The 11,429-nt window shown below is 57.3% G+C and carries 8 protein-coding genes and 2 pseudogenes; 2 read left to right on the top strand and 8 right to left on the bottom strand.

Going from position 1 to position 11,429, the window contains the following annotated elements; translation table 11 throughout:
• Positions 1-41: 41 nt before the first annotated feature.
• The 5 genes and pseudogenes from IHE39_RS29720 to IHE39_RS29700 form a co-directional block, all read right to left on the bottom strand.
• Entirely contained in the window at positions 42-1,007 is a 966-nt protein-coding gene (locus tag IHE39_RS29720; RefSeq protein ID WP_192569066.1) for a TolB-like translocation protein, read from the bottom strand.
• A 626-nt stretch (positions 1,008-1,633) separates the two neighbouring features.
• Positions 1,634-2,047 (bottom strand): annotated as a pseudogene (locus IHE39_RS31300) (SPM autocatalytic domain-containing protein); the annotation flags it as partial.
• Positions 2,048-3,227: 1,180 nt separating this feature from the next.
• Positions 3,228-3,818, bottom strand: a complete 591-nt coding sequence (locus tag IHE39_RS29710) for a hypothetical protein (RefSeq protein ID WP_192569064.1) — start codon at positions 3,816-3,818, stop codon at positions 3,228-3,230.
• A complete protein-coding gene (locus IHE39_RS29705; RefSeq protein WP_192569063.1) occupies positions 3,808-5,247 on the bottom strand; it encodes an HlyD family type I secretion periplasmic adaptor subunit in 1,440 nt (479 codons plus the stop codon). The genes IHE39_RS29710 and IHE39_RS29705 overlap by 11 nt, the downstream gene beginning before the upstream one ends.
• A gap of 6 nt (positions 5,248-5,253) precedes the next feature.
• Positions 5,254-7,376 (bottom strand): annotated as a pseudogene (locus IHE39_RS29700) (type I secretion system permease/ATPase).
• A gap of 610 nt (positions 7,377-7,986) precedes the next feature.
• Here IHE39_RS29700 and IHE39_RS29695 point away from each other — a divergent pair.
• On the top strand, positions 7,987-9,039 hold the full coding sequence (locus IHE39_RS29695; protein WP_192569062.1) for a sensor histidine kinase: 1,053 nt from the start codon (positions 7,987-7,989) through the stop codon (positions 9,037-9,039).
• A 69-nt stretch (positions 9,040-9,108) separates the two neighbouring features.
• Positions 9,109-9,513: a response regulator gene (locus IHE39_RS29690; RefSeq protein WP_192569061.1), complete on the top strand. Its 405-nt coding sequence runs from the start codon at positions 9,109-9,111 to the stop codon at positions 9,511-9,513.
• Positions 9,514-10,127: 614 nt separating this feature from the next.
• Here the strand turns inward: IHE39_RS29690 and IHE39_RS29685 are convergent.
• From IHE39_RS29685 to IHE39_RS29675, 3 genes are all read right to left on the bottom strand, one after another.
• Complete coding sequence (locus IHE39_RS29685) at positions 10,128-10,403, bottom strand: hypothetical protein (RefSeq protein WP_184773075.1); 276 nt, start codon at positions 10,401-10,403, stop codon at positions 10,128-10,130.
• 114 nt (positions 10,404-10,517) lie between these two features.
• Positions 10,518-10,742 carry a hypothetical protein gene (locus IHE39_RS29680; RefSeq protein ID WP_192569060.1) on the bottom strand — a complete coding sequence of 75 codons (225 nt, stop codon included), beginning with the start codon at positions 10,740-10,742 and terminating at the stop codon, positions 10,518-10,520.
• Positions 10,743-10,878: 136 nt separating this feature from the next.
• A complete protein-coding gene (locus IHE39_RS29675) occupies positions 10,879-11,088 on the bottom strand; it encodes a cold-shock protein (RefSeq protein WP_067966826.1) in 210 nt (69 codons plus the stop codon).
• Between the last annotated feature and the right edge of the window lie 341 nt (positions 11,089-11,429).

Here is an 11,429-nt window from a genome sequence, read left to right as displayed (position 1 = left end):
CCCCCAAAGATCTTGTTGCTCGATTTCCGCAGCTCAATTTACTAGTATTGGAATGACCTGATAATCTCTCCACTACGATCCAATGCGATCATCTCTGCATTTGAGCCCTTTACGAACCCGTACAGCATCATTTGATCGTCGACATATACAATTCTAGAGTTTTTCGGCGGATTGAAGTGTTTTACCAAATCAAAAACTTTTCCACTGTATTCACTCAAAACTCCGTCATTCAAAACAAAGGCACTTCGATAATCCCTTTGGACTACAAAATTCTGCATATTGTAGCTAAAAACGAAAGATGGGCTTAACGATACTTTTGCTATACCGACAACCCTTTCTTTTGACATTACGTAAGCGGACCCACTTGTCGTATTGTCAAATATCGCGCCGTCTCCAGCAGATACTAAATAATCATACGAATTAACAATACTTTCGGATTCAGCTCCGTCAGAGCACTCAACCTTAAAGTCGTAATATCCTTTATTCGTAGTGACACTTGAATATACAAAACATAAAACACCTTCAATTTGAAATGCTCGAGATATATTCAAATCGTACTCACTTTCGTACGAAATTGAATAGTCGTTAGTGTTGAGTTTATAAATTCTAGATTTGTTTGCAGTTACGTTTTCTACAACTATAAATGATCCAGGCTCATCGGTGGATTGCACCGAGCGAAATCGTTTGTCTGGCGCGCTTACGACCCGCGTCTCTCCACTATTGATGTCGATGGATTTAATCTTTCCAAATCCGTCGCTTGGATCTACAAATATTATAGACTTTCCGTCAGACACTGTCGATCCGAATGATATCCATGCATTTCGAGAATTATCAGCGGCATTCACGACCGAGCTGGCAACAATAATGAGAACAATTGCAATGGCGAATGTCAAATATATCTTTCCAATCAAGTAACTAATTTCATCTATTCTAAACTGATATTTATTTAACTGGAGGGAATTATTGTTAACCCACGCTTCTGCGTTGGCTTGATATTCACCTTTCATGAAACGCCTCATCTTTGACCTCCATCAAGGGATCGAGCAGAAACTGCAGTACTCGACGGCTTCCAGTCTTGATCTCTGCGGTGACTGACATGCCTGGCGTGAGTGCCACATCCTGGCCGTCTGCACGGATTGACGACTGGTCCAGCGTGATGCGGACCGGGAACACCAACGGGCCAGCAGTGCCTTGCGCTCCCCCGCCACCGCCGGCATTGACTGAAGCGCCAACCGGGATGGCGTCGTTGGCCGCTGAGATAGTCGGTCCCAGCCGTTCCGGCGATGTCGTTGGGCCCGACAGGAGGCGTGTAGGGCGGGGTTGGAGCCTGGGGCGGAGGATCGGCCTGGAAGGGGGCAGCCTGCCGCAGAGTCTCGACCTGCGAGCGGTCCCAGGTGCCGTTGCCGTCGTCGTCGAATTTGGTCGTCTTGGTCAGGCCATCGGCACTGGTGAGAATACTGTTGCGGAAGGCGATCTGGCCTTCCTTGTCGTAGCCGTCGATCGCAACCGTGGTCGAAGCGTCGGCATTGTTGGTGGTCGTGCGCTTGATGACATAGCCATTGGCGTCCGACACCAACACCGCATCACCGACCGTTCCGGTGGACCCATCCGACTTGGTGTAGGTGGTCGTACCGGTCACGGCGGAGCCGTCATCAAAACGCTGGCCACTGCCCGTCGGGGTCAGATCGATGGAAATGATGCCGAGCGAGGCAAGCGTCACAAGTTGGCCATCGACCATGACCTTGAAGTCATTCCAGCGCGCGTCGCCGGCGTCGAGCTTGCCATTGCCGTTGGTGTCGAAGACACTCTTGATCGCGGCCAGATCGCCCGTTGCGGTCGGATCCCACTCGGTGAAGACGAATTCGCTCGAGCGGCTGATCTTACCGTCGCCATCGGCATCGATGACCAGCACACCGGTGCCTTTGCCGGCCCATGCTGTGCGATGTTGGTAGCCGTCGCCAGCAATATCGACGAACTGAGATGACGTCGAGATCGTGTCGACTGAGATGCCGTTACCGGTCAGGTCAAGCAGAACGGGAGCGGTCATCCGACCACCGCCTCTGTGGTCCTTAGTTGGATCCCTAGTTGACTTGGAGGTTGTCGACTTGGAGTTGTTCCTGTCTTGGCGGTCGTCAGGCGATCCAGAAGAATTGGGTGATCTGCCACCGTTGCCGCCCTGTGTCGCTCGCTCGCGCCCACCGCCGCCGCCATGTTGATCAGAAGGGGAACGATCACTCGGCGTACGATCGCGGGAGGTGTCGCGATCGCCCCTCCCGCCCAGGCTTCCTGAGCGGTCGGTAGCGCGAGAGTCTTTCGAAGTACGGCTTGGCCCGCTTATGTCGTAGTCGTCCTTATCCTTGCCGGGAAGCCTGCCGCCTGTCATTCCGTTCTCGCGACGGGTGCGCTCGGCTTGAGTAGATTCGGAAATCCTGCCGTTGGGCGAAATACCGCTGACCGACGGCGCGCGCGCTAAGTCGCGGTCATCCTTGTCCTTGCCCGGCAACTTCCCGCCGGTCATGCCGTTCTGAAGGTCCTTGAGGGCATCCATGCTGGCGAGTTCCGCCTCGCGGAAGCTTGGCGCTTTCGCTCCGCGATTTCGAGCGTTCAGCTCTGATGGAGTGTCGTAGCCCGTATTGAGGCCAGTGTAGCCACTTCTGACCGCAACCCCCAATGCGGGGTCCATTTTTTGATATGGGTTCGGGTCGAACCGATCGGGTAGCCCATAAGGTGAGTTGCCAGCAGGTGTCCAAGGATAGTCAGGATATGGTCCATCGATATGCGACCATTCAATTAATGCGCGCATCCCATTTTCCAGTATTTGCCCCAGTGCCCATTGACCAGCCGCGCCGAGAGCCACCGAAGGAATGCCAAAAGCAGCGCCGCCCGCAACATAGCCAGCCGTGCCACCTACCACTCGTCCCACGGTGCCTGCAGCCTCGATGGCGATGGCCTCCCTAGGGGAGATTGAATTGTAGGCTTCAATGTAACCTGGCAGTTCAAGCGCCAGAGCAACTGGCGTAAGTACAAAGGCACCGGATCGGGACATGGCGGTGGCAAAAGCTTTCACGCCCTCCTTGCTAGCAGCGTAGTCAAACGTAAGTCCCGAGGCGCCAAGAAGAGCATCTGAAAATAAGTCGCTCCTTGTATAATATTCGACTCGATAGTCTAAAGGGTCTGTTCCGCTTGAACTCGACATTGCCTATCCCCGGTTTTGTATAGTGACTGAATTACTGTTGATTTATTATTGTCGATTGGGATATTGTCGTTACGTATACACAAAAGTATATCCCTGCCTGAAGCCCTCCTATGAGGAGCATAGTCTTCATAATTTCCAAACCCGAAAGGACGCGCATGTCATTAAACCATGAGCAGTTGCCGCCGTCATTGTAGGCATTACCAAGAAAAGAGAGAGAGAAGTAGATTGCAAAACCAATAACAACAGATAAAAATGACCTTGCGAATGGTCTAATATTGTTCCTAAACTTATCAACGTAAATTCCTTTGGCATAATCACGGTTTCTAAAAGCTAAAAATATTAATACAAAGGAAAAAACAATCGTCACGATGAGCCCTGTCGAAAACGCATATATATATGATTGCGAATTAAATGGCGTGTGCACTGATATGTATTCAGCATCGCACATGATGCGTGGCGCAATAAACTTAACTATACTTATAAGAAAATGATGCGATGTAAAATCAAACTGGAAAGAAATATAAGGAGTTAAAAATATTAAAATGGCAGGCAAATGCCATACAAAGAATATCTTTAACAAAGTCGACATCAAATATCCGTGTGACAAGGTGCTATCTTTCATGAAACGCCTCATCTTTGGCTTCTATCAGGGGGTCGAGTAGGAACTCGATGACACGGCGACTGCCAGTCTTGATCTCAGCGGTTACCGACATGCCTGGAGTGAGTGCTACGTCTTGACCATCAACACGAATTGACGACCGGTCAAGCGTTATGCGGACCGGGAAAACCAGCGGACCAGCGGCTCCTTGCGCTACGCCGCCACCACCAGCATTGACCGATGCGCCAACGGGAATGGCATCGTTGGAGACGGTCGCCACTTTGCCGTTTAGCGTGCCGTAGCGTGTGAACGGGAAGGCCTCGAGCTTGATCCTGGTATCCTGCCCCTCGCGGACAAAGCCCTTGTCCTTATTGAGCAGCATCGCCTCGATCTCGAGCGCGGTGCCGTCGGGAACCACGACCATCAGCTGCTGTCCGCTCTGCACGACATCACCCAACGTTGCGACCTCGACCTGCTGGACGCGGCCGGCGACGGGCGACGCAAGGATGCTTGCCCGCTCAAACAGCTCGGCCTTGGCCAGATCCTGGCGCAGGATGCCGATGGTGCGGTCGACCTCGATCAGTTCGCTGGTCATGCGGTCAAGATAGGCTTCGCGCCGTTCACGCTTGCGCGCGGCAAGCGATTTCACCGTCGCCTCCAGCTCGGCAAGGCGACCGCTTTCATTCACCACCGCCATCAACTGGTCTTGCTCGCTCTGGCGGGCATTGATCGTTTCCGATTTTACGCCAACGCCACGCTTTTCCAACTCGACATAGATGCCAAGACGTTGTCCGCTGAGGCTGACCAGTTTTTGTCGCTCGGTCAGTGTCTTGCGGCCCTGCTCGATCTCGACCTGCTTCTGGGCGACGTCGGCCTCAAAGCTCGCCTGTTCTGCTTGATAGGCAGACAGCGACTGCCGCATCTGCGCCAACTGCAATTCGACTGTGGGCAATGTTGCGCTGGGTGGTGCGGCAAATGTTGCTTGCCGGGCTTCGGTGCCATTGGCGACCGCCTCAAGGATCGCTTTGAGACGGGCGGCCGATACCTCCGCCGCAGCCAGGCCACCGGCAAGCTTTTGCCGTTCGGCCACTTGCTCGGCGGGATCGAGCTCGATCAGCCTATCGCCCGCCTCGACGTGATCGCCTGCTTTGGCGTGAATAGCCTTGACCCGCCCGGCGATCAGCGGCTCGATGACCTGCACCTTGCCGACCGGAACGATCTTGCCCTGGATGCTGGCCGTGGTCTCGACACGGCCGAACCACGACCAGGTCAAAGCGCCAATGGCAAAAACGATGATCAGGCCGACAAAGATCCGCGCCGCGGGCGACGCCGGCGTCTCGAGGATTTCGATGGCCGCCGCCTGGAATTCGCGCTCATCGCGGTTGAGCGCAGGCCGCTTGTTGCCCTTGTCCTGCGCTATGCCTGCCTTCACCGCATCCCAGTAGCGCCCCATATCGGTCTACTCCGCCGCAATCGGACGGTGCTCGGCCTGCAGCCTGTAGAGCTGGGCGTAGCGGCCGTCGCGCTGGAGAAGTTCGTCGTGGGTGCCTTGTTCAGTCAGGCGCCCCGCCTCGATGGTCAGGATGCGGGTCGCATCACGAAGGGCGGCGAGGCGGTGGGCGATGATGAACACCGTGCGCCCTTGCGCCATGCGGCGCATGTTCTGCTGGATGACGTATTCGGATTCATAGTCGAGCGCGCTGGTCGCCTCGTCGAAGATCAGGATGCGCGGATTGGTGACCAGCGCACGGGCAATGGCGACACGCTGGCGCTGGCCGCCCGACAGATTGGCGCCGCGCTCTTCGAGCACCGTATCGTAGCCTGACTTGAGCTTGAGGATGAACTCATGCGCACCCGACAGCTTTGCCGCTTCGATGATGCGGTCGAGCGGCAAGGCTGGATCGGCAAGGGCGATGTTTTCCCGCACCGTACGGCGGAACAACACGTTTTCCTGCAGCACGACGCCGATCTGGCGGCGCAGGCTGCGTGGGTCGATCAGCGCCAGGTCGACGCCGTCAACCATCACCCGACCGCGCTCCGGTACATGCAGCCGCTGCAGCAGCTTGGCGACCGTGCTCTTGCCTGAACCAGATGGTCCAACGATGCCGATGATTTCGCCCGGCTCGACCTGGAACGAGACGTCGCTGAGGATCTCGCGTTCACCGGGGCGATAACGGAAAGTGACGTGGTCGAAGGCGGTGTTGCCGACGATCTTGCGCAGCGAACCCTGCCCGCTGCCACCGGTGAGCTCTGCCGGGGCGTTCAGAATGTCGCCAAGCCGGTCGACGGAGATCCTGACCTGCTGCAACTCCTGCCACAGCTGGGCGAGCCGCAACACCGGCCCGGAGACACGCCCCGCCAGCAGATTGAAAGCGACAAGCTGGCCAACGGTCATATCACCGGCCAGCACGGCCTTGGCGCCGAACCACATGGTGGCAACAATCACCGCCTTGGAGATAAACTGCGCGCTGTTGCTGGCGAAGTTGGCGAGGTTGGCCGTGCGGAAGCCGGCATGGACGTAGCCGGCAAGCTGGTCTTCCCAGCGCCGTTGCATCTGCGGCTCGACAGCCATCGCCTTCAGCGTCTCGACACCGACAATGGATTCGACAAGGAAGGTCTGGTTCTCGGCGCCCCGATTGAACTTCTCGTCGATGCGGCGCCGGAACTCGGGCGTGACAGCCACCGATAGAAGGACATAGGCCGGGATCGAGCAGATCACGATCAAGGTCAGCCACGGGCTGTAGAGCCACATCAGGCGAGGAAGACGAACAGGAACAACACATCGAGCAGCACGGTCAGCGCCGAGCCGGTCAGGAAGGCGCGGATGGTTTCCAGCTCGTGGACACGGGCCACCGTCTGCCCCGTCTGGCGTGCCTCGAAATAAGCGATCGGCAGGCCGAGCAGATGGTGGAACAGCTTGGCACCAAGTGCGACGTCGATGCGGCTGGTGGTGTGTGTGGTGATGTAGCTGCGCAAAGCCGTCAGCAGCACCTCAAACAGCGAAATGGCGGCAAGTCCGACGACCAGCACCTGCAACGTCGTCAGGCCGTTGTGGACCAGCACCTTGTCGATCACCAGCTGGAAGAAGATCGGCGAGATCAGGCCCAGCAGCTGGACGAAGAACGAGGCCAGCAGAACCTCGCCGAAGATCCGGCGATAGCGGATGATTTCGGGAATGAACCAGGAGAAATCGAAGCGCCTGGAAAAGCCCTCGGCAAAGGCCCGGCTGGTGATCAGGATGGCATAGCCACTCCAGCCGGCCTCGAAGTCGGCGCGCGACATCTCCTGCGGCGGGCCGACCTGAGGGTCCTGGACCAGCGCCTTGTCGGCGGAGAGGGCCGCAAGCACAGCAAAGCTGCCGTCGGACTTTTCGACAATCGCCGGCAATGGCAGCCGATCCAGCCGCGCCCTAGCGGGGCGGACAATCCGCGCCTTGAGCTTCAGCCGCTTGGCAGCTCTCACCAAGTCTTGCCGGCTGGCATTCGCAGCGCTCAGACCTAGGTCGTGACGGATGACATCGGGATCGGCAGGTTGGCGCAAATACTGCGTGATCAGCGCCAGACAAATGACGCCGCTGTCCATCCCAGCAGTCACCGAATTTATGTGATCCACGTCCGCCCACGCGAAATTTAGCCCCAGCTCAACTAATACGTGCTCTTTGCGGAATGCAAGTCTCCCGATTACATGAATTCTGCGGAGCTATTTCATCATGGATTGCTAATGTACTTGCCTATACCGCATCAAGCGGAGCGCTGTAGTTGTTCAATCCGATGTATCGGGTGCCCCCCCCTTGGTGAACGGAACGGGCCTCCTGCCGGCTGGTGCGCACGCCGTCGACTGGGGTCGCAGGTAATCAAGGACTGGAGTGGGGCCGCTGGCGGACAGGTAGCTTGCGCCCACCAGAAAGCGATAGCTGACATCAATTCAAGTATGACCGAGGTCTCGAACAGCCTCGGCCATTCATTTCATACAGCGTGGAGCGTGGAGGGCGGGAAGAGGGAATTTTGCACGCTGGCGGGCACTCGCTGTCGATCGGGCCTCGCCGCGACGATGGCAGCCGCGATAACTAATATGACGCCGCTACACATCAAGCATGCTAGTGTGTGTTGGTCGAGCTTGCCTTTCCTGCTCGGCGGCGTTCCTGCCGAGTGATGACTTGCTCCGTGAGTCTTCGGCCCTTGAGGGCCACATCATGCCAAAGACCCCGACTGTTCATTTTGAAGCGGCGAGTACTCTTGCCGTCGTGGTATCATCTAACGAACCGTTGCTTTTCCTGTCCGACGACCAGAAGGTCATTGCAGCGAGTGCATCGTTCTGCCGGGCCTTCGAAATCGACCCCGCGACAGTGCCCGGAAGACGCCTCAGCGACCTTGGCAACGGCGAATGGGCGATGCCCAAGCTTGCGTCACTGCTGAAGGCTACCGCTTCAGGCAGCGCGCATATCGAAGCCTACGAAATCGAACTCAGGCGGCCAAACCACAAAACACGGCAATTGGTCGTCAATGCGCGAACGCTTGACGACGGCGAGATCGATCATATCCGCCTGCTTTTGGCCGTGACCGACGTGACCGATGCGCGCGCCGAAACTCGATTGAAGGACGATCTCCTTCGCGACAAGGCGATCCTGCTGCAGGAGGTCCAGCATCGGGTGGCAAACAGCCTCCAGATCATCGCAAGTGTTCTCATGCAGAGCGCACGTCGGGTTCAGTCGGAAGAAGTGCGCGGGCACCTTCAAAACGCCCATCACCGGGTCATGTCGATTGCCGCCTTGCAAAGGCAACTGTCGACATCCACGGGCGGCAACGTTGAACTGCGCAGCTATTTGACTCAGCTTTGCCAAAGCCTTGGCGCGTCGATGATAGCTGATCCTGGCCGGCTTTCGATACAGGTCACGGTCGACGACAGCGCCGTGGAAGCGGACGTCTCCGTGAGCTTGGGGCTTATCGTGACGGAACTGGTGATCAACGCCCTCAAGCACGCCTTTCCCGATGAGCGATCGGGCACGATCGTGACCGACTATCGCTCGTCGGGCAGTGACTGGACGCTTTCGGTTGCCGACAACGGCATAGGCATACCGGTAGGTAGCGATGCACCCAAGGCGGGACTGGGGACTGGCATTGTCGAGGCGCTCGCAAAGAACCTGAAGGGCGAAATTCAGTTGAGCGATGCACGTCCCGGCACCGTCGTGACAGTCAGCCACCGGGAAAGTGCTGGCCTGCAAACCGACCTTTCTGCTGCTGCATAGGAACCGAACCGCTTCTGAAGCGCTATACCATGCAGCCTGCGAGGCTCCCCTTCATTACCCGAGTGAGCCATGAATAACGGCATAGCGGTCGTCCTTGTCGTCGAAGATAGCGCGATCATCCGGATGGGCGCCGTCGATCTGGTGCTCTCCGCGGGCTACGAAGCGCTTGAGGCGCGCGATGCGGACGAGGCAATCCGCATCATGGAATCGCGATCCGATATCGATCTTGTGTTCACCGATGTCCAGATGCCGGGGACGATGGATGGCATCAAGCTTTGCCATTACATCCGCGAGCGATGGCCGCCTGTAAAGTTGATCGTCGCATCCGGCGCCACAATTCTCGAAGAAAGCAATCTGCCCATGGGGAGCAGGTTGTTCTCCAAACCCTATGATGACCATACGATCGCCGACGCCATGGCCCGCCTGCTTGCGAGCGAGGTTTCGATTGGACCCGCAGTTGAGCCTTCTTGCTGACAGGGCCGCAATCGCCGCCTGCTGCAAGGTCTTGTCCACACGACCAGGAAGGTGCTTCGGTATCGGAGCCAAGCACTGCGATAGCGGTTGACGGCGGGGGCTGGGCGTGACGTCTCGTCCGAGACCGCATGCACGCCTCCTCACCACGGCTGGGAATAGGACAATCGCCCACCAAGGCCGGCGGGATGGCCGAGCCGATCCCAGGTCGCCTTGCCATGGAAATCTCTGCGCCAATGCCCGGCAGGCCGGTGCCACCGGGGCCGGAAGAGGCTTCGCAGGAAAGCTGGGCGGTTGCGCCGCTCGTCGGATCCGCACTCGCTTTTTGCACCGGGCTCGGCAACCGGCCGGTTTTGCGGTGTGCAGATACGCTGGTCCAGCGACCAGCATCGGGGTGAATCCGATCGTGTTGTTAAAGGTGAGGCTGTGTCGAAGGCCTGCCTTCGGCTTTGACCTGCGTCGGTTTGCAGGCACCGAAGTTGATGAGGGCACGCCGCTGACATGAGTGCCTGTATCGGACACCGGCGCGGCCGTGGAGAGGGTCTATGATGCCAATTGGCGAAGACGACCCTGGACCTTGTTTACGGGTGCCTGGCGGCGCGCTGGCCAGGCCAGGATTATGCCCGGTCAAATGTGAACGATGTCAGCAAGGTTGTAACGAAATTGCTCGCCTTTTCCTTGACGAGCATATTCGTCCAGTCGTCCGTGCCGCGCAGTCTCAGGTCCGTGTAGATGCTGTCGACAGCGGCTTCTTCTATGCGCTTGATATGCCCCATGAAGGCAACCTCGCCGCCTGAGCGATACATGTCACGGATGACCATGCGCAGGACCTCCTGGATCGCTATCTGCCAGGCGGTGTTGATCGCGTGAATTTCATTGGTATCTTCTGCCATGGAGGTTCCTTTAGGGGGCTTGCCCTTCGACATTGTCTTGCGGGTTTGAGCAACTGCCAGATAACGCGCAGATGAGGGCGCGCACGCGTCAGACCTATGTCGTAACAGGTGCTGTCAGTTCGCCTTGGCGTCCTGGCCAAGATCGATCGCGGTCGCCCCTGCACGATCGTGCAGTTCCTTTGCAAGGCGCGCTTGACGCAGCCGGAGCGTCTTTTCCTCGCGCGAGCGAACGAGGACGTCCACCGCCTCGACGGCGGTGTTGCGTGCGACGAATTGCGATTGCGCACGGCTGAAGGCAATCTCTGCCTGTTGGCGAGATTTGCTGTGTGTCTGAAACAATGGTTTTTCCGTTTGGGAGGCCGCCTATGCAGCGCGGCAATAAAAAAGGTCAGGCGGACTGCCTGACCTTGATCGGTATCATGCTCTCACAGTGCCAGTACATCCGTGGTCAACGGAGAGACAGATACTGGATGGCTTAGGCGGCCTGCAGATTGCAGGCAGACATCTTGCCGGACTTGTTGTCACGCTCCATCTCGAAGCCGATCTTCTGGCCTTCGACGAGTTCGCGCATTCCGGCGCGCTCGACAGCAGAGATGTGAACGAACGCATCCGCGCCGCCATTGTCAGGCTGGATGAAGCCGAAGCCTTTGGTGGAATTAAACCATTTAACGGTGCCAGTGGTCATGATGAACCCTTTCATAGCAAAAGTGGGACCACAACGCCGGAGAGCGCTGCGGGTCGTGATAGCGATTTTTGAAAGAAAAGGTTCGTTCAGGGCGCGGTGCCAAACGCGCGGTAACCAAAGCTCAGCAAGCAAATATCGATATGGGACATGTAGGACAACGCTAGCGAGTTGTCAACTTCTAGGTTTTGGCAGGTGGCGGCTTCGACATATGGTTGTGCCAATCGACATGCACGGGTCCAGCTTGGAACCTAGGGCGGACCGGACGAACATCGCGCGGAATGCAGCGGTGCGACAGTGCCTGCAGAACGCCGCCGAACTGGCTTTGGCGAGCACCGAGGCCT

Source organism: Aminobacter carboxidus (assembly GCF_014863355.1).
Lineage (GTDB): Bacteria > Pseudomonadota > Alphaproteobacteria > Rhizobiales > Rhizobiaceae > Aminobacter > Aminobacter carboxidus.
Note: the sequence above shows the minus strand (reverse complement) of the source record. Positions and strands in the feature narration are given on the sequence as shown.

Bases quoted from the DNA above. Each gene is read 5' to 3' on its own strand.
- IHE39_RS29710 (WP_192569064.1), bottom strand. From the start codon at position 3,818: ATGAAAGATAGCACCTTGTCACACGGATATTTGATGTCGACTTTGTTA.
- IHE39_RS29720 (WP_192569066.1), bottom strand. From the start codon at position 1,007: ATGAAAGGTGAATATCAAGCCAACGCAGAAGCGTGGGTTAACAATAAT.
- IHE39_RS29685 (WP_184773075.1), bottom strand. From the start codon at position 10,403: ATGGCAGAAGATACCAATGAAATTCACGCGATCAACACCGCCTGGCAG.
- IHE39_RS29690 (WP_192569061.1), top strand. From the start codon at position 9,109: ATGAATAACGGCATAGCGGTCGTCCTTGTCGTCGAAGATAGCGCGATC.
- IHE39_RS29705 (WP_192569063.1), bottom strand. From the start codon at position 5,247: ATGGGGCGCTACTGGGATGCGGTGAAGGCAGGCATAGCGCAGGACAAG.
- IHE39_RS29675 (WP_067966826.1), bottom strand. From the start codon at position 11,088: ATGACCACTGGCACCGTTAAATGGTTTAATTCCACCAAAGGCTTCGGC.
- IHE39_RS29695 (WP_192569062.1), top strand. From the start codon at position 7,987: ATGCCAAAGACCCCGACTGTTCATTTTGAAGCGGCGAGTACTCTTGCC.